This is a genomic window from Blautia sp. MSK20_18, from assembly GCF_020553125.1.
Classification (GTDB): domain Bacteria; phylum Bacillota; class Clostridia; order Lachnospirales; family Lachnospiraceae; genus Blautia_A; species Blautia_A fusiformis.
On sequence record NZ_JAJCGR010000009.1, the window covers coordinates 1 to 19205 of the forward strand.

Below are 19205 nucleotides of genomic sequence, written 5' to 3' on the forward strand. Positions count from 1 at the left end.
TGAAGTAGGAATGAAACATAGAAGTTTATAACTTTTTATAAGTTTTCAGTAACGGAGCATTCATATGAAATACGACTTCACTTCCATCATTGACCGACATGGCAGAGATTCCATCGCAGTAGACGGCCTGAAGGGCGATGGTTTCTCTCCTGCCCCGCCGAAGGAGGGCTTCGATGCCATCCCAATGTGGGTAGCAGACATGAACTTTCCTACTGTACCTACCATACAGCAGGCGATCATCGAACGGGCCAGTCACCCGGCCTTCGGTTACTTCGAAGCCCCGCCGGAATATTATAAAGCCATCATCCGCTGGCAGGAAACACGCCACGGTGTCACCGGTCTGAAGCCCAGGCACATTGGCTACGAAAATGGCGTTCTGGGCGGAGTTATCAGTGCACTGAACTGCATCTGCTCCCGCGGTGATAACGTCCTGGTCCACAGCCCGACATACATAGGCTTCACCTCAAGCCTGAAAAACAACGGCTACGAGGCCGTACACTCTCCTCTGATAAAGGATGAAAACGGCATATGGAGAATGGATTATGCAGACATGGAAAAACAACTCCGTGAAAAGAAAATCCACGCTGCCATTCTCTGCAATCCACACAATCCCTGCGGACGCGTGTGGGAACGCCGGGAGCTGGAAAAAGCCATGGAGCTGTACCGAAAATATGATGTCTATGTCATCTCAGACGAGATCTGGTCTGACCTCATCCTGAATGGCCATAAGCATATCCCCAGCCAGTCCGTCAGTGAAGATGCCCGCCAGCGTACAGCGGCCTTCTACGCTCCATCCAAAACCTTTAATCTGGCAGGACTTGTTGGCAGCTATCACATTGTATACAACAGCTGGTGGCGGGATCGTATTTTGAAGGAGTCCAGTCTGAGCCATTATAATATGATGAATGTTCTGTCCATGCACGCTCTGCTTGGCGCTTATCAGCCTGAAGGCTATGAATGGACCGATGAACTATGCGAAGTACTAAGCGGAAATGTAAGCTTTGCCTGTGATTACATTGACCGGCACTTTAAGGGTGTCAACGTTTCCAGACCGGAAGGCACCTACATGCTCTTTGCCGACTGCACCGACTGGTGTACTGCCCATGGCAAAACAATCGAAGATGTGGAAAAAGCCTGCTGGGATGTCGGCGTTGCCGTCCAGGACGGCAGGATGTTTTTCGGTCCCTGTCACCTGAGAATGAATCTGGCCTCACCCCGTTCCCGCATAGAAGAAGCCTTCCGCCGAATGGATCGGTACGTCTTCAACAGGTAAAAATCCACTCTGCCATTCATTACAATCTATGCTATAATAGAGCTCATAACATCAGCGTTCCATCCTGTCACTTTCCGGAACGCTGTAAACAGGAGGAAATCATATGGATATTAAAGAGGAAATCCACGCATTATCAGAAGAAATGCTCACAAATCTTGGCAGACTAGTTGCCATTGACTCCCAGCTCGGTACCCCTTCCGAGGGAAAACCATTTGGTGAGGGTCCTGCAAAAGCCCTGGAAGAGGGACTGAAGATTGCCGAAGAACTTGGCTTTAAAACCGTAAACCTGGATAACTACTGCGGTTATGCCGAAATGGGTGAGGGCGATGAGATCGTCGGCATCGCCGGTCATCTGGATATCGTTCCTGTAGGCGGAGACTGGACCTACGATCCGTTCCGCCTTACCCGTGAAGACGATCATGTATACGGCCGCGGGACCACTGATGACAAAGGCCCTATCCTGGAAGCGCTCTATGCCATGAAGCTTCTCCGCGACCACGGCGTGAAGCTGAACAAAAGAGTCCGCCTGATCATGGGCTGCAACGAGGAAACAGGTTCCAAATGTATGGATCACTACAATCAGGTAGCAGAAGAGCTTTCCTGCGGTTTCACACCGGATGCCAGCTTCCCGTGTATCCACGGTGAAAAAGGTCAGCTTGCCATGATCGCCTGCTCCAAAAACACCCGGATCATCTCCATGAACGGCGGTTTTGTATCCAATGCAATGTGTGACACCTGTACAACCATTGTTCCCGATGAGGACGGTCTGAAGGAAAAGCTGGAATCCGCACTTTCCCAGACGAAGCTCCAGGAATATAAGGTAACCGAAGAAAATGGTGAGCTCACCATCTACGCCAAAGGTATTCCGGCTCATGCCAGCACTCCCCATCTCGGTGTCAATGCTGCAGGAGTAACCTTTGAATGTCTGGCAAAAGCAGGCTTTGAAGATGACTTTGTGGAATTCTATAACTCCCATATCGGCACTGCATGTGACGGCTCCGGCATTGGTCTGAAATTTGCAGATGAATACGGCGATCTGACGTTATGCAACGGAATCGTCAAAACAGAAAACGGTGTCATTTCCTGTACCATCGATATCCGTGTTCCGGTAACTCTTAATGAGACCGATATCCGCAAAATGTGCCAGGACAGACTGGAAGATAAAAACGGTCGTATTGAGATCATAAAGGTTGTTGCTCCGTTATTCTTCCCAAGAGAATCTCCGCTGGTAAATGCTCTTTACAAAGCTTACACAGATGTGACCGGCGATACCGAACACAAACCAATGGTCATCGGAGGCGGCACTTACGCAAAATCCCTCAAAAACATCATAGCCTTCGGACCTGAAAAAGAGGGAATTGACTACCGCATCCACGGAGCCGATGAATTTATCCTGGTCTCCGGCATGGAAGAAGCAGTACTGATCTATATGGAAGCGATCAAAAATATGCTTGCAATCTGAAATCAGGAGGATAAGAAATCATGAGTACAAAAGCTGAACACGCTACAAAATTACACGAGAATGGCTGTAACTGTGCACAGGCAGTTGCCTGTTCTTTCTGCCGGGAATTTGGCATCGATGAAAACGAGATGTTCCGTATTGCCGAGGGCTTCGGCCTTGGAATGAGTGTTATGGAAATGTGCGGTGCTCTTTCCGGTATGGCTATGATCATCGGACTTTCCAACAGCCGCGGAAATACCGAAGAAGGTTCCGGCTCCAAAGGTGACACTTACAAAAAGCTCCGCACCTATATCCAGAAATTCAAAGAAAAAAACGGTTCCTGTATCTGCCGTGAATTAAAAGGTGTGGAGACAGGCAAGGTTCTCTGCAGCTGCCCGCAGTGTATCACAGATGCGGTTGCTCTTACAGAAGAATATCTTGCGGAAAACAGATAATCTCATAAAATAAAACAGCAGAATTGTATATTCCCTGTAATCTCGGGACATACAGCTCTGCTGTTTTCTTTTCCTAATACTCCCGGATGGCTTTTTTTATTCCCTTCTGCTGTGCCATAACCGCATCATCGGAAATGTATGGCATCTCATTCACACTGTCTTCCGGAATTTCGCCGGTGACACTCCAAACTGCTCCCGAAACAGATGATAAAAGTGGCTCACATTGGAAAATCCGCAGCACTCACAGATATCCAGGATTTCCCGGTCTGTCTGTGCCAGAAGATAAACTGCATATTTCAGACGCTCCTGGTTGATATACTGGGTAGGCGTTTTCCCACAGATCTGTTTCAGAAGCCTGCAGAGATGGCTTGGAGAACAGGGAGCCAGCTCGCACATTTTTTTGTAGCCTTCCTGGAGATTTTCAATCTTTGACATATTTAAGAGAAGCTCTGACAACCAGGAAGGCATCTGATTCCAGGGATCCTTTTCATCATATGTGAAGAAATAATCCTCCAGAAGAAGCGCAATGACACACTGCGCATGATATCTTGCGTGCCGGGGATGGCTACTGTTCACCAACTTTCCCGCAGCATCCATTGCATCCAGAACCTTGCAGAAATTTTCCCCTTCCAGATGTACATAGGCAGGCATCTCACTGTTTATCAGTTTATCCATCTTTTCCTCCTGCTCCAGAAACAGGGAAACATTCCGGAGCACCTGGGTAGAAAAGCCCAGATTCCGGACGCAGAAATTCTCCGAATGATAAAAGTTATAGCTGTGCATATCATTGGGGCGTATAAAAAACAGATCCCCTTTTCTTACTGTCTGTACGGAATCATTGATCATATGATAGGCCACGCCCTCTGAAATGATAAAAAGTTCATAATGAGTATGAGTATGTATTGGCACATGCTTATAAATATCCGAAATCGTATAGGAAAGTCCGGACTCTCTGTTCAGCGGATACTGTTCTTTTCCAAATACCGGTATTTCCATCTTCTCGTCTCCTCCCCGCCTTCTGATATCAATATACTACAAAAATCTGACAGCTGTAAACAAGAAACACGGTGAAAATTGTGATATTCTTTTACCGCATCAAAGAAGCTTTTCTTGTTGAAAAAGTTTTCTCTGATGCAGAAACTTGATCTTTATTTTTTTCAGGGAGGACTTATTATCATGTCATCATCCAAAGCTCGATTTTTTAATCCGGCTGTTATAGGCCTGATCATGCTCAGCTTTTTCCTGGGTACCAGTGAATATACTGTGATCGGTATCCTGCCGGAAATTGCGGACGGATTCGGGATTTCACTGACTCAGGCCGGAAGCATTGTATCTCTGTTTGCCTTTGCCTATGGCCTTGGCACTCCGTTTCTGGCTGCCTATGTGGGAAAATACAATCGTTTTCGTATTACCATGCTGGGAATTTCACTGTTTGCGCTCTGCAATCTGATCTGTGCCATTGCTGTCAATTACACGGTATTTCTGGTGTTCCGTATTCTTACGGCTGTGGTTTCCGGTACTGTGGTCTCCATCTCCATGACGTATGCGGAAGATGTTGCTTCCATCCCGGAGCATATCCCGGGTGTGATCGCAGGTGTCTTTTCAGGCTTCAGCATTGCTTCTGTTGTGGGTGTGCCTATCGCTTCCACTATCACGCAAACTTTTGGCTGGCGTGCGGCTTTTATCACGATCTTCGTGGCAACCCTGGCTCTGCTGGCGCTTCTGTTTGTGAAGCTGCCGCGGCAGAACCGGCTGAAGGCCGGAAGTATCCTGGAACAGTTTAAACTTTTTCTGGACAAAAGGATCTCCATTGGCTGTGCCATCGTTTTCCTGGCAGGCGCCTCCACCTACTGCTTCTATACATATCTGACACCGATCTTACAGCAGGAGCTTCATATTCCGGATTCCATGTTAAGCGTTGCGCTTCTGATCTTCGGTATTGCGGCGATCACAAGCAATGTAAGCTCCGGTCAGGTGGCAAACAAAACCGGCATCCGCCTGCTGCCCCTGATCTACGTCATCCAGACGATATGTCTGCTGCTTCTGCCTATTGCCACCCATAACCTGATAAGCGGAGGACTGGTACTGTTTATCCTCGGTGTTATGATGTATCTTCTGAACTCACCACTGCAGATGCATTTTCTGAAGATCGCCACCAGAGAGCATCCTGCCTGTGTAAACCTGGCATCTTCTCTGATCTCGGTTTTCTTTAACTTTGGCATTGCAGCCGGTTCTGCCATGGGTGGAGTGATCGTAAAATATGCCGGACTTCGTTTTGTCGGGATCGGTGGTGCAGTTCCGGGCATCGGAGCGATCCTCTGTGCGGTGATCCTGCTTCAGCTCATGAAGCCGGGTGCGGATATCCGATAAATAAAAATACAGCCAGGAAATTATCCGGATCTTATATCCGATATTCCTGGCTGTATTTTATTTTCTCAATAATCTTCTGTTACTGATGTGGTTTTATTTTTTATATTCTTTCAGTCCTATAAATCGGTCTTTCCTGATTTTCTATTTCATCTCGATCTTAAACAGTCTGGCCGCTTTTTCCTGTGGCATCTTCACTACAAGATTTCCATTTTCGATCTTATATCCGCACATCTCTTCCTTCGGATAGATCACGGATACTCTGCGGACCTGCTCTGCATTTTCCAGCGGGATCACTGCTTCTGTTGTTCCCGGTGTCCATACCGAAAGATAGGTATTCTTCTCTGCTTTCACTCCGTAAGCAAGAACTTCAGATTTCAGATTTCCAAAACCAAGCGGGAAGAACGGCACGCCGTCACGGACTTCCTCACGGATCTCCTTATACAGGGAGATTCCCTCCTTCATACGGTTCATGGAATTTTCGCCCAGCTTCCATACCATACCGCTGATATATGGGCGGAGAAGCATACCATTTACTACATTGTAGATCACATGCTCTTCTTCATCCTCATACGGATATACCCACATACCACCCTGCTCCGGAGTTACCGCACTGGCTACATTGGCAGCGATATTGGCATTGTAGAGATAATCTGTCTGATCACTGGTAGACTGCAGGCTTAAGACCTTCAGCATACCATAATCCATACGCTGTCCGCCGGAACCGCAGTTCTCCACAACAAGCTCAGGATGATCCCGGAAGATTTCCTCATACCACTGGTGAAGACATTCATAATGCTCACGGATGGCATCTGCACAGCTGTCACTGTTCAGATCACTTCCATATCCCATGGTTACGTTATAGTCCACTTTAAAGTACTCTACACCGTAATCATTGATCAGCCTGTCTACTACATCACGGCAATATTTCCGTACCTCCGGATTGCGGAAATCCAGCATATAGCGTTTATTGTCAATGTGGCGTTTTCCATGACGACAGACAAACCAGTCATCCGGAAGCTTGTTTGCCAGTTCGCAGGCAACTCCCATAACCTCGATTTCCAGCCAGAGTCCCATTTTCAGGCCTTTACTGTGTGCATGATCGCAGACTTCTTTCAGACCATTGGGGAATCTTCCGGATGCTTCTTTCCATTCCCCGACACGGTCCCACCAGAATCCGTCGTCATACCAGCCTGCATCCAGGCAGTAATATTCGCATCCGAGCTCTGCTGCCTTGTCAATGATGGAAAGCTCCCGCTCCGTTGTAGGGTCTCCCATCAGGCAGTTCATATAATCATTAAATACCACGTTCAGCTTCTCATCGTCCGTATTCGGTCTGCGTACTTTTCTCCGATATCTGGTCAGTGCCGCTGCTGCCGGATTCAGGCCACCTTTTACAACCGCTGCCCCTGCCGGAACGGTTGTAAAGCTTTCTCCCGGTTTCAGATTCTTATACCAGCCATGCTCCTGCTCTGTGGCGCCGCTTAAGGCAAGATACAGATTTCCGCCCTGTGCAGAGCCATATTCTGCCAGCCACTGTCCGGAGCTTTCAATCTGGAAAATATACGTCTCCCCTGTTTCTCTGTCCTCGGCAATTCCCATGGGAAGATACTCACAGGTAGACCAGGTGCCCTTTCCACTGTAACAATAACGGTTCAGGCCATATCCCTGATGATTGAAGCCATCTACGACCATTCCGTTTAAATTCAGCGTTTCTGCATCGTATTTCTGCCACTGTGCCTCACAGCACCAGCTGTTAAACGGCACATAGATATCTGTTTTTTTATAATAAGGCTTCTCGCCGCCTCTGGAAATTCCCTGATACATAAAAGAAGAAACATAGGTCAGCCCCTGATCCTCGCTTCCCTCGTTGATGATCTCTGTCCAGGTCTGTACTGCCGGCACTCCGTCAAACAGGCGCATATGATATACTGCCTTCAGCTTTTCCGGGGAAATCATTACGATCTCTAGCTCTTTTCCACCGGCCTGTGCCTTCAGCTCATGGTTCTCATAAACAAAATCCACAGAGGACTGATTGATGTTGTTTTTGTAGGCATGCATGTTTAAGCTTCCTGTGCCGCTTCTGTGGATCTCAACAGCCGGATAACAGATATCCTCCTTCGGCTCCATGACTGCTTTTTTTACTTCCTGTGAAGAAAAATCTGCCAGCTCTACCACGCCGTTTTCCCGGATACGAAACTGGATATCCAGGCCATTCTCATGTAATTCGATCATTTTCATGTTTTCATTTTTATAGCTCATAGAAAATACCCTCCGTTTTTCTGATTTTGATCACAGTATAATATCTGTTTTTTTATAAGGTGACAGGTATCATCCCCTGAATGTAAAAATGCAATATATTGTCGTATTTATTTTTGCGTGATATACTGTTTGCTGACAGTAAAGAGTACAGTCAGTCAGACATGTAGGGCGATTTAATCGAATATCTGCATCTGTCCGACTCGCAATTTACAGCTGAAATATTTACATTCCGCTTCGCAGTATACTCAGGAGGTTTTTTCATGCCAGATATTTTCCAGGACTCTTCCCGATATTTCCATATTTCTGCTTTTTATGCTCTCTCCCTACCTTATTATCATATGGAGCATCACACACATTCCAGCTATGAGATCATGTATATCACCTCCGGTTCCTGCCGGGTTTTCTGCCTGGATGGCACACAGGACACGGAATTCCCACTGAAATCCGGGCAATTTATCTTTATCCGGCCGGATGTACCTCACAGGCTGGAGATTCCGGATGGTTTTCCCTGCTCGATCCTGAATCTGGAATTTTCCCTTACTCCCGAAAAAAGTCCGGTTGCTCTGGAGCTTCTCCTGAAAAAGGATCCCGGATTTTCCTAGTTCTGGAATTTTACGGAATCCTCCCAGGGCTTTTGCTCCGGCGCGGATTCCCGCAGCTTCGGATACAGCCTGAAGGATCTGCTCACCTTTTTACAACAAAATTCCGGTCAGATACAAAAGGAAGAATTTCTCTTCTTTCTTCTTTTCAGCCGCATGCTTACAGAGCTTGCATTCTGCGCCCGCTCCAGCCGGAGCCCCCAGGGAATCGTCTATCTGAAAAAAGCGCTCCGCTATATTGACGAGCATTATCTGGAAGACATTGATATTCCTGCTATCTCCGCATATGCAGGGATCAACAAATCCTACCTGCAGGCGCTCTTTACAGAAAAAAACGGCTGCACCATCAATACCTATATCAACCGCAAGCGTATAGAACAGGCCGCCTTTCTTCTGTGCAACAGTACTCTGCACATTACGGATATTGCCTTTTCTTCCGGATACAACAGCCGGCAGCATTTTGCACATACCTTCGAAAAATTTTATCATATGAGCCCCTCCAGGTACCGAAGCCTTCATACCCGGCCTCTCCGTTCGGATACCCAAAAGAAACGCTATCATATGACTAACGGACTGACGTTGGAAAGCGAACCCTTTCCTCAGGAATAAAACTTACTTCATACACCTACACCTTCAGGCTGATACCTGCGATCCACGTCTGAGCAGCCTAAAAAAGCCGGCCAGGTACGAAGCTCTTATCTCTTCGATAACCTGGCCGGCTTTTTATATTTATTGTCAAGCGGATATTCGCAATCCTACAGGGGACTTACTTGATTCGGTTAAAAATTTTCTATGGAAGCAGATTCTGCATACTCTTCAGGCTAATCGCCAGTGTGGAGGTATTATGCAGAAGTGCGGATGAAGTCGGCTGCAGGATACCTGCAACGCCACAGGCGATAAGACCTGCGTTAAAGGTAATAATAAAACGGTAATTGCGTCTGATACGCTTCATCAGTGCATTGCTGATCTCTTTCAGAACAACCAGCTCCTGAAGATCATCTGCACCTACAGTAATATCTGCGATCTCCCGGGCAATTTCAGCACCATCACTGATGGCGATACCGACATTGGCTGCGGAAAGTGCCGGAGAATCATTGATTCCGTCACCTACCATGATAACCTTTCTTCCGGCTGCCTTTTCTTTTTCGATGAAGTTGGCCTTATCCTCCGGAAGCACCTCGGAATAATATTCGTCCACTCCCACACGTCTGGCAATGGCTGCTGCTGTACGCTCACTGTCCCCTGTCATCATAACGATCTTGGAAATCCCTGCCCCGCGCAGTGCTTCTACAGCAGCTTTCGCCTCCTCACGAAGAGGATCTTCAATACAGATCACGGCTGCAAGACATCCGTCAATGGCAAGATACAGATGGGAATACTCTTCCGGAATATTGTCGAATTTCTCCTTGCCATCCTCCGGGATCAGACATTTCTCATCTTCAAATACAAAGTGATAGCTTCCGATCACGGCCTTATGGTCTTCGATCGTAGTGGAAATTCCATGCGCTACTACATATTCAACCTTTGAATGCATCTCCTCATGGGCCAAATGCTTCTTCCTGGCAGCACTGACAACAGCCTTGGCCATGGAGTGTGGGAAATGCTCTTCCATACATGCGGCGATACGCAGCATCTCCTCCGGATCATTGTTGTCAAAAGGAACCACATCCACAACGGTTGGCTTCGCCTTTGTCAGAGTTCCTGTCTTATCAAATACGATGGTATCTGCCTCAGCCATTGCTTCCAGATATTTACCGCCCTTAACTGTAGCCTTATGTGTACCGGCCTCACGGATCGCAGACAATACAGAGATCGGCATTGCAAGCTTAAGCGCGCAGGAGAAATCCACCATCAGGATCGCAAGGGCCTTGGTGGCATTTCTGGTAAGGAGATATGTAAGTGCTGTTCCTCCAAGAGTATAGGGAACCAGCTTATCTGCCAGATGCTCTGCCTTTCCCTCCAAAGAAGATTTCAGCTTCTCAGACTCCTCGATCATGGTAACGATCTTGTCATAGCGGCTGGAACCACCTACCGTCTTTACGCGGATGGTGATCTCACCTTCCTCCACAACAGTGCCTGCATAGGCAACGCTGCCCTCTTTCTTGCATACAGGTACAGATTCACCGGTAAGAGAAGCCTGGTTGACCATAGCCTCTCCATCTGTAACACTTCCGTCAAAAGGAATTACGGTACCCATACGTACAACAACATCATCTCCCGGCTGGACCTCTCCGGACTCTACCAGGATCTCCTGATCCTCTCTCTTCAGCCATACCCTGCCAACATTCAGGGACATGGTTCTTGCAAGATCACCTACGGATTTCTTATGCGTCCACTCTTCCAGGATCTCTCCGATTCCAAGCAGGAACATGATGGAGCCTGCAGTACCAAAGTCCTGACGTAATACAGACACTCCAATTGCAGTGGCATCCAGGACCGGCACCTCGATCTTACGGTGAAGAAGTGTATCGATTCCCTTCCAGATATATTTCAGGGAAGTAGCTGTTGTATAAATGGCATTCAGCGGATATGGCAGAAAAAGCTTTCTTCCGTAATGGCAGATCACCTTGGAGATCAGCTTCTCCTGATATTCTGCATTCAGTGCTCTCCCTGAGCTCTGCAGCACCTGTGAAGGAACCTCTACATCCTGATAATGAAATTCGCTGATACCACGGATAACCGCAGCTCTGCTGCCCCGATAATTTACAACTGCGTCACAGGTTCTCTCGTATACCTTGGCAGAAACCACTCCATCAAGATTCTCGAGATAATACAACAGCGTATCTGCCTGCCCGTAGCTCATCCTCTTCTGAGCAAGATGGATACGAAGCCGGCCTCTTGTCTCATGTTTGATATAAAATTTCACGGAAAATCGCCTCTTTACTCAGCTGTCTCTTCTGCTGTTTCTTTGAATGCATCCTCATCTGCAGTTTCCTCTGCTTCTGTCTCAACATCCTCTACAGCCTCTTCAGCTACTGATCTTTCCTCATTGATCTCCTTAGCTTCAGCATAAATATCTTCAGCATTCTCCTGAAGATTCGTAGCTGTTTTCATGATGCAGTCCTTAGCTCTTAAAACAGCTGCTGTGCATCCTGTGTAAAGCTTCTTCGCATCCTTGCTTGTGAGGATCTTGATTCCTGCTGTACCGAAAAGAACGCCTGCTGCAAAAAGTCCTGATTTTTTGAATTTAAAGTCTGCCATAATAATTTCCTCCTGATATATGATTTTTATTTTTTTCTGATTCCCGGTGAGGATTTTTCATGTCCGCCCCGATATTTTCAATATTATAAAATGTCTGTAAAAAAAAGTCCAGTGTTTTTTGTGTGAACTCAGCACAATTCGTTAAATTTTCAGTTATTTTTACCTAACAGTTAATTTTTACTAATAGTTTGATCTGTCTAATTCTTAGTCTGTACAAACCTCTTCTTTCCTATTATATTGTGCCATAGCTTTTCCATACTCACCCGACCTCATGAACAGGCAGCAGCGCCAGGGTACGGATATTCTGTTCACTGATCTCCCCACAGGCCCGAAGTCCTGCAAGGATCACTTCATTAAGCTTCTGTCCGGACAGATGGCATATCGTATCATCATCCAGTTCTACTGTGCAGACGCCTTTTGTGCTGCATGCCACGCGATACATATTCTTTCGGCTGATAGCACCGATGGATTCCAGCGTATTGACCATACGGTATACTGTAGCTACACCGATCTTCGGATCCAGTGCGGAAGCCCTGTAATAGATTTCCTTACAACAGGAGCACTCTCCCTCCAGGATAATGTCCAGAAGAATCTTTCTCTGTCTGGTGATGCGGAGCCCCTTCTCCTTCAGTTTCTCTATAATAAGATCCCTCTGCATCTCTGTATGTCGGTAGCATCCTGTTTTTTTCTCTTCTGTTTCGGCTTCTGCAATATGCATTCTGATCCCTCCTTTATTGAGAAAACTTTTCTTTTATCTAATAAGTTAGTATACTCCAACTTAGGTTAGTTGTAAATAACTCCTTTGAACTTTTTTTACATATTGAGGATTCTGCCTGAATACCGTATAATGTTTCGTGAACCTGTACATAGGAAACCGTCGTTTTGACAAAATGACGAAAAATCCCCTTTCGTTTTTTCGTCAGAATGACAAGAAACTGCCGGAAACTTTGTAAGATTCAGCTCTAGCCCTTTTCTCTCATTTTCGATATACTGTTAACCAGCAAAGGAAATTACGTAAAACAATATATTAATTTTGGAGGGAAACAACAATGGCAAGTTTATCATTATCTCACATTAATAAAACTTATCCGAACGGCTTCCAGGCAGTTAAAGATTTCAACCTGGAGATCGAAGACAAAGAATTCATCATCTTCGTAGGACCATCCGGATGTGGAAAATCTACAACACTTCGTATGATCGCAGGTCTTGAGGAGATCAGCGGTGGTACACTTAAGATCGGTGACAAAGTCATGAACGATGTTGAGCCTAAGGACCGTGATATCGCAATGGTATTCCAGAACTACGCTCTGTATCCTCATATGACAGTTTATGATAACATGGCATTCGGACTTAAGCTTCGTAAAGTTCCGAAGGACCAGATTGACAAGGCTGTTCGTGAAGCAGCAAGAATCCTTGACCTTGACAAGCTTCTTGATCGTAAACCGAAGGCTCTTTCCGGTGGTCAGAGACAGCGAGTTGCTATGGGACGTGCTATCGTTCGTAATCCTAAGGTATTCCTTATGGATGAGCCTCTTTCCAACCTGGATGCTAAGCTTCGTGTACAGATGCGTATCGAGATCTCCAAGATCCATCAGAGACTTGGCGCTACTATCATCTATGTAACACATGACCAGACAGAGGCTATGACACTTGGTACCAGAATCGTTGTTATGAAAGACGGTGTTGTTCAGCAGGTTGATACACCACAGAACCTGTATCAGAAACCAGGCAACCTCTTCGTTGCAGGATTCATGGGATCTCCGCAGATGAACTTCCTTGATGCTGTTATCTCCGAAAAAGGCGGCAATGTAGTTGCTACGATCGGTGGTGAGCATGAGGTTATCGTTCCGGCAGCTAAGGCTAAAGTCCTGAAAGACAAAGGCTATGTTGGAAAGAAAGTTGTTCTTGGTATCCGTCCTGAGGATATCCATGATTCTCAGATGTTCCTTGAGACATCTCCAAGCAAACCAATGAACTCCGTAGTTAAAGTTTACGAGCTTCTTGGTGCTGAAGTATTCCTGTACTTCGATGTTGACGGAACTCAGGTTACAGCACGAGTTGATCCTCGTACAACAGCTAAGACCGGTGATCCGATCAGATTTGCATTCGATATGGAGAAAGCTCACTTCTTCGACAAAGAGACAGAGCTTACTATCACAAACTAATTCTCGTCGAATCATAAAAACAGAATGTAACCCCGGGGATATGATTTCCCGGGGTTTCTTTTTATTTCACTAGTTTTATTTTACATCAGAAAGGACGCTTTTTATGAAAATACAGCAAACAATTCAAAAATCTCTGGATGACTGGAACCGGATCAGCGGTCTTGATTTCTGTATTCTGGATGAAAATGACCAGATATACATTTCCACAGGGGATCGCCGGCTTCCTTCTTCTGAAAAGCTTGCTCAGTTCCGGGAGGATCCTGCCTTATGCATCTCCAATCACAGCTGCAGTCTGTACAAGCTGAACAACGCACCTCAGAGCAATATGCTTCTGATCGTATGGGGCTCCGGAGAGCAGGCTTCTACCATCGGAGAGCTTGCTGTCTGCCAGGTAGAAAGTCTCCTAACCGCCTATACGGAAAAAACAGACAAGAACTCCTTTATGCAGAATCTTCTCCTGAACCGCTATTCCCAGGTAGAGGCTTTTAACAAGGCTGCCCGTCTTCATATCACACCTACTGCCCGCCGTGCGGTATTTCTTGTGGAAACCAAGCAGCACAAGGACGAAAATGCCCTGGCTACCATCCGTAACATCTTTTCTGCCCGTACACGGGATTTTATCACTGCACTGGATGATTCCGGCATCATCGTAGTACGTGAGCTTCAGAACACCGAAAGCTACGAAGAGCTGGAGGGTATCGCCTGCATGCTGGTAGATATGCTCAATACAGAGGCCATGACCTCTGCCTGGGTTTCCTACAGCAATGTTGCAGATGATATCATGGAGCTTTCCGATGCCTACAAGGAAGCCCGCACTGCCCTGGAGGTCGGCAAGATCTTTTATGCTGACAAAAACGTTTTCGGTTACAACCGCCTGGGCATTGGCCGTCTGATCTATCAGCTTCCCACTCAGGTCTGCAACATGTTTGTAGGCGAGATCTTCGGAGAAGAATCCCTGGAATCTATTGACGACGAAACCCTCAATATCATCCGGACCTTCTTTGAAAATAACCTGAACCTTTCTGAAACCTCCAGACAGCTCTATGTGCACCGGAATACTCTGGTGTACCGTTTTGAAAAGCTGCAGAAACGATTTGGCCTGGATATCCGTACCTTTGAGGATGCACTAGCCTTCAAGCTTGCCATGATGGTGTCCGATTACATCACCTATTCCGGAAATCACGGAAAATAGCTCCTGTCTGCAAAAATCCATCAAAAATGCAGGTGCACAAAAAATCCCGGAAACAGCAGATAATGTCTGTTTCCGGGATTTTCTTTATTTCAGCAGCATCAGATGCTCCGGTGGAAGATACAGATATTCCGGAAGATCTTTATCCGGATCCTCCGTAAAGCTGTTTTTGGGACGCATCCACCATAATCCGGCAGCATTCTCGTCCGCTTTGTTCCGGATCATATACTGATGTTCAAATGTAGTTTCTATGTATTGGTCTACCCGCACTGCCATACAGTTCTCACCCGGCTTTGATTCCGGGCGGATCCAGTGGCCGCGTATCCCTACGTAAGTAATGTCCTCATCTACGTTTTCTTCGGTATGGAGCTTCATTTTCCAGTCCGCCGCATAGATCTCGTGAGATCCCAGCCTCTCCGCTCTGGAAAAATTCTTACAGCCGGTAAGCTTTGCCGCTTCCAGAAGTCCCGGTCTCTCAAACAGCTGCTTCGTCTCCCCGGTCACAAGGATCCTGCCTTCATGTACAATGGAAAGCTCCCTGCAGAATTTATAGGCCTCATCTCTACTGTGTGTCACAAGGATCATATCTCCCGGATAGTCCTTGAGGAAATCCTGCATCTCCCGCTGGAGCACATCCTTCAGGTAACCGTCCAGTGCGGAAAACGGCTCATCCAGAAGAATAGCTTCCGGCTCTCCAATCATCATTCTGGCCAGTGCCACTCTCTGCTGCTGTCCGCCGGAAAGCTGTGAGGGCAGGCGCTTCTCCAGCCCCTCCAGATGATATCGCCGGATCAGATCTGCCACTTTTTCTCTGGCGGAGGATTTTTCCCCACGATAACCGCAGCGGATGTTCTGTTCCACTGTCATGGTTGGGAACAGCGCATAATTCTGAAACAGATATCCGATCCGTCGCTTCTGCGGTTTCAAATTGATCCCTTTTTCAGAATCAAACACTGTTTTTCCATTGATAACGATCCTTCCCTTATCCGGTGTTTCGATTCCTGCAATACAGCGTAAGGTCATGCTTTTTCCGCTGCCGGAAGCACCAAGAAGCCCAATGGCTGACGAACTGCCTTCAAAATTTACCTTCAGGGAAAAATCACGGAAGTTTTTTTCGATATTTACTTTGACTGCCATCAGATCCACCTTCTTGTTTTCATACCTCTTCCGGATACGATATTGATCAGCGCTACGATCACAAAGGAGATCAGCACGATCACAACGACCCAGAAGCCTGCAGTTCCGTAATTTCCGGCTGCTGTCTCTGATGCAATGGCAACAGAAACTGTTCTGGTTTTTCCAAGGATATTTCCGGCAAGCATGGAGGTTGCGCCATATTCTCCGATCGCACGTGCAAATGTCAGCACTGTTCCGGATGCGATCCCCGGTCCTACCGCCGGCATGACTACCCGCCAGAATATCCGGCTGTCGCTCATCCCCAGAGTCTGACCTGCATGGATAAGATTTATATCCACCTGTTCAAAAGCAGCCCGTGCATTGCGGTACATCAGCGGAAATGCGATCACTGCCGCTGCGACCACACAGCCCTTCCAGGTCTGCACGATCTTAATATCAAAATTATCCAGAAGAAAGCTTCCGAAGGGCCTTTTCAGGCTGAAGATCAGTAGCAGAAAAAATCCAGCCACTGTAGGAGGAAGTACCAGCGGAAGAGTAAGGATCCCGTCCAGTACTGCTCTGGCTCCCGGCTTCAGCTTCATGATCTTCCGGGCGCAGAATATTCCCATAAAAAAAGCGATCACTGTGGCTGCCAGACCTGTTTTTAAGGAAATCCACAGAGGACTCCAGTTTATTTCTCTCAAAAATTCTGTCATATTTCATTCCTGTGCCGGCATTTACTGTGTTTCAATATTTACTGCCTGCCGGTTTTCTACATCATACTCATTTGGATGTGCTGTCTGCGGAAGCTGTGCTGTCCTCAGCCTCCGTGTTGTCTGCAGAAGCTTCTGTGGCATCCTCGGAATCCTCAGCCTCATATGCTGTAAATCCATAGTCCTCAAATACCTTGATCGCTGCGTCAGACTCTACATAATCGAGAAAAACCTCTGCTGCCCTGGTATCGTCTTCCGATGCTTCCTTGTCCTCGATAAGTCCCACAGGATAAAGAACCGGCGTCTTAAGGCTGTCTGCCGGCGCCTCTGCGATGATATCTACTTTATCAGTAACAGACGCAGCATCTGTCGCATATACAACACCAACCTCATTACTTCCTTCACTGACTGCTGCAAGTACATCCGTTACATTCTTGCACTCGTTGATCTCCATTTTGTTTACATCGTCCAGGATCCCAAGATTGTTAAAGATCTCACGGGCGTACTGTCCCACCGGAACATCCTCTCCTGCAAGCGCCATATTTTCAGCGTCTGTGATATTCTCGAATCCTGTTACCTTTGTCTCTCCGTCCTTTGGTCTGATCAGAACGACTTTGTTCTCAAGAAGATCCTTAACGGTGTCTTCCTTTGTCAGTTTTTCCTCTGTGAGGGCATCCATCTGTTTATCTGCTGCTGAAAAGAAAAGATCACAGCGTGCACCTTCCTCGATCTGTGTCTGCAGTGTACCTGAGCTGTCTGCACTGTAATAGATCGTTACATTCGGATAAAGCTCATTGAAATCCTTCTGGATCTCCTCCATGGAATTGCTGAGGCTGGCAGCAATAAATGCATAAACCTCTCCCTTCAGGTTCTCATCACCTTTCACTTCTGTGTCCGCCGCAAAAACAGTTCCGGTCATAAGGCCTGTTGTTAAAATTCCCGCGGTAAGGGCTGCTAAGATTTTTTTCTTCATCTTTTGTTTCTCTCCTTTTCCGTTTCGTTCAGTTTTGTTTAGTTTTGAATGGTTTTGTTTAATTTTACCGAAAGGAAAGTTTCTTGTCAAGCTATAAGGCATTGCTGTTTTTCTCTACAAGTGCTATCATAAATACATAGTTGACAAGCCAGGCGGATGTTCACGATCCGCTTCGTTTCTTATCATGAGTGGCTTACAGCACTCCTGATACAGACAAATCCCACACAAGGTTCATTGCTCTGCACAACGGAAGCAGAGAACTTGCCTGATCCGGTTCATTCAATATTCAAGAAAAGGAGAATTACTTATGAAACTCAGTGCACGTAATCAGTTAAAAGGAAAAATCATCAACATCAACCAGGGAGCTGTAAATTCCATCGTTTCCATCGATATCGGTGGTGGAAATATCATCACTGCTACCATCTCCTGTGCGGCGGTGGAAGAACTTGGACTGAAAGTAGGCTCTGATGCTTACGCAGTGATTAAGGCAACCAATGTTATGGTAGGTATCGATGAATAAAGTCTACACAGCACAGGAAGTTGCAGATAAACTAAAGATCAAAAAATCCACAGTATATGACCTGATCAAACGCGGAGAGCTTTCCTCCTCCAAAGTCGGCAAACAGCTGCGGGTCAGCGAGGAACAGCTGTCTCAGTATCTTAAGGGTTCGGAATGTTCTGCGTCTTCTGCTCAGTCTTATGATCACCAGCCGGAGAGTTCTCTTTTGAAAAGGGATTATCTTCTGCATTCCAGTGGACTGATCATCAGCGGACAGGCTTCTCCGGCTCTGGATCTTCTCCTGAATCAGCTTCCCACACACCCAGACAATCTGCCGGTTCTGCAGTCTCACATGAACACCTACAACGGACTGTATTCTCTCTATTTTGAAAAAGTCCACATTGCCTGTGCATCCGCCTCACCGGAAGATATCCATAGCCTTATACCCGGTATCCCACTGACTGTGATCTCTCTGTGTCAATATCCTGTCGGCTTCTATGTAAAAAAAGAAAATCCCAAGAATATCCGGGGATTTTCTGATCTTACACGGGCAGATATTATTTTTGTGAATCGCGAAAAAGGAAGCAGCCGTCGTATCCTTCTTGACCGTACACTTCTGTCTTCCGAAATTTCACCGGATTCCATATCCGGATATCGAAATGAGCTTGTTACCGATCACTCCACGGCTGCTGCAGTGGCTGGCGGACAGGCAGACATAGCTCTTGGCGAGGCCTGTGTAGCGAGAAGCTTTCCGGAGCTGGATTTTCTTCCTGTTTGCCAGGAATCACTCTTCCTGGTTATGCAGACCAAAAATCTGAGCACCCCCGGCTTTCAGGCCGTAGCGGAAACCATTGCATCCGAACCTTTCCGCCGGTTCCTGTCCCTCCAGACAGGATATGATACAAGCCATACAGGAGAAATTTTTTCTATCTGAGCCTGTTTCTATACAATA

Annotated in this window: 18 protein-coding genes; 10 read left to right on the forward strand and 8 right to left on the reverse strand. The window is 46.7% G+C overall.

Annotated elements, in window-relative coordinates:
• The first annotated feature begins 64 nt into the window (after nt 1–64).
• From LI091_RS07060 to LI091_RS07070, 3 genes are all read left to right on the forward strand, one after another.
• Complete coding sequence (locus LI091_RS07060; protein WP_173761048.1) at nt 65–1273, forward strand: MalY/PatB family protein; 1209 nt, start codon at nt 65–67, stop codon at nt 1271–1273.
• A 103-nt stretch (nt 1274–1376) separates the two neighbouring features.
• A complete protein-coding gene (locus LI091_RS07065; protein ID WP_265190970.1) occupies nt 1377–2735 on the forward strand; it encodes a M20 family metallopeptidase in 1359 nt (452 codons plus the stop codon).
• Between the two features lie 20 nt (nt 2736–2755).
• Nucleotides 2756–3169, forward strand: a complete 414-nt coding sequence (locus LI091_RS07070; RefSeq protein ID WP_195635193.1) for a C-GCAxxG-C-C family protein — start codon at nt 2756–2758, stop codon at nt 3167–3169.
• A gap of 150 nt (nt 3170–3319) precedes the next feature.
• Here LI091_RS07070 and LI091_RS07075 read toward each other — a convergent pair whose 3' ends face one another.
• Complete coding sequence (locus LI091_RS07075; RefSeq protein WP_265190972.1) at nt 3320–4165, reverse strand: helix-turn-helix transcriptional regulator; 846 nt, start codon at nt 4163–4165, stop codon at nt 3320–3322.
• A 180-nt stretch (nt 4166–4345) separates the two neighbouring features.
• Here LI091_RS07075 and LI091_RS07080 point away from each other — a divergent pair, with 180 nt between their 5' ends.
• Nucleotides 4346–5539 carry an MFS transporter gene (locus LI091_RS07080; RefSeq protein ID WP_265190973.1) on the forward strand — a complete coding sequence of 398 codons (1194 nt, stop codon included), beginning with the start codon at nt 4346–4348 and terminating at the stop codon, nt 5537–5539.
• Nucleotides 5540–5680: 141 nt separating this feature from the next.
• Here the strand turns inward: LI091_RS07080 and LI091_RS07085 are convergent, their stop codons facing one another.
• Nucleotides 5681–7798 carry a glycoside hydrolase family 36 protein gene (locus LI091_RS07085; protein ID WP_265190974.1) on the reverse strand — a complete coding sequence of 706 codons (2118 nt, stop codon included), beginning with the start codon at nt 7796–7798 and terminating at the stop codon, nt 5681–5683.
• Nucleotides 7799–8058: 260 nt separating this feature from the next.
• Between LI091_RS07085 and LI091_RS07090 the strand changes: the two genes are divergently transcribed.
• Nucleotides 8059–8400, forward strand: coding sequence for an AraC family ligand binding domain-containing protein (locus LI091_RS07090; RefSeq protein WP_265190975.1), 342 nt, complete (start codon nt 8059–8061; stop codon nt 8398–8400).
• 153 nt (nt 8401–8553) lie between these two features.
• Nucleotides 8554–9006, forward strand: a complete 453-nt coding sequence (locus tag LI091_RS18615; protein WP_265190976.1) for a helix-turn-helix transcriptional regulator — start codon at nt 8554–8556, stop codon at nt 9004–9006.
• Nucleotides 9007–9187: 181 nt separating this feature from the next.
• Here LI091_RS18615 and LI091_RS07100 read toward each other — a convergent pair whose 3' ends face one another.
• The 3 genes from LI091_RS07100 to LI091_RS07110 form a co-directional block, all read right to left on the reverse strand.
• Nucleotides 9188–11263, reverse strand: coding sequence for a heavy metal translocating P-type ATPase (locus LI091_RS07100; protein ID WP_265190977.1), 2076 nt, complete (start codon nt 11261–11263; stop codon nt 9188–9190).
• A gap of 14 nt (nt 11264–11277) precedes the next feature.
• Entirely contained in the window at nt 11278–11598 is a 321-nt protein-coding gene (locus tag LI091_RS07105; RefSeq protein ID WP_021651933.1) for a DUF6110 family protein, read from the reverse strand.
• A gap of 259 nt (nt 11599–11857) precedes the next feature.
• Nucleotides 11858–12316 carry a transcriptional repressor gene (locus LI091_RS07110; RefSeq protein ID WP_021651932.1) on the reverse strand — a complete coding sequence of 153 codons (459 nt, stop codon included), beginning with the start codon at nt 12314–12316 and terminating at the stop codon, nt 11858–11860.
• Between the two features lie 331 nt (nt 12317–12647).
• Here LI091_RS07110 and LI091_RS07115 point away from each other — a divergent pair, with 331 nt between their 5' ends.
• A complete protein-coding gene (locus tag LI091_RS07115; protein ID WP_015527387.1) occupies nt 12648–13763 on the forward strand; it encodes an ABC transporter ATP-binding protein in 1116 nt (371 codons plus the stop codon).
• 103 nt (nt 13764–13866) lie between these two features.
• Complete coding sequence (locus LI091_RS07120) at nt 13867–14955, forward strand: PucR family transcriptional regulator (protein WP_265190978.1); 1089 nt, start codon at nt 13867–13869, stop codon at nt 14953–14955.
• A gap of 84 nt (nt 14956–15039) precedes the next feature.
• On the opposite strand, the gene LI091_RS07125 is transcribed toward LI091_RS07120, so the two are convergent.
• From LI091_RS07125 to modA, 3 genes are all read right to left on the reverse strand, one after another.
• Entirely contained in the window at nt 15040–16089 is a 1050-nt protein-coding gene (locus LI091_RS07125; RefSeq protein ID WP_265190979.1) for a sulfate/molybdate ABC transporter ATP-binding protein, read from the reverse strand.
• Nucleotides 16089–16784 carry a molybdate ABC transporter permease subunit gene (gene modB / locus LI091_RS07130; protein ID WP_265190980.1) on the reverse strand — a complete coding sequence of 232 codons (696 nt, stop codon included), beginning with the start codon at nt 16782–16784 and terminating at the stop codon, nt 16089–16091. Before modB ends, LI091_RS07125 begins: the two co-directional genes overlap by 1 nt.
• A gap of 67 nt (nt 16785–16851) precedes the next feature.
• Entirely contained in the window at nt 16852–17754 is a 903-nt protein-coding gene (modA, locus tag LI091_RS07135) for a molybdate ABC transporter substrate-binding protein (RefSeq protein ID WP_265190981.1), read from the reverse strand.
• A 307-nt stretch (nt 17755–18061) separates the two neighbouring features.
• Between modA and LI091_RS07140 the strand changes: the two genes are divergently transcribed.
• A complete protein-coding gene (locus tag LI091_RS07140) occupies nt 18062–18274 on the forward strand; it encodes a TOBE domain-containing protein (RefSeq protein WP_015527392.1) in 213 nt (70 codons plus the stop codon).
• On the forward strand, nt 18267–19187 hold the full coding sequence (locus LI091_RS07145; protein WP_265190982.1) for a helix-turn-helix transcriptional regulator: 921 nt from the start codon (nt 18267–18269) through the stop codon (nt 19185–19187). The genes LI091_RS07140 and LI091_RS07145 overlap by 8 nt, the downstream gene beginning before the upstream one ends.
• Nucleotides 19188–19205 lie beyond the last annotated feature (18 nt).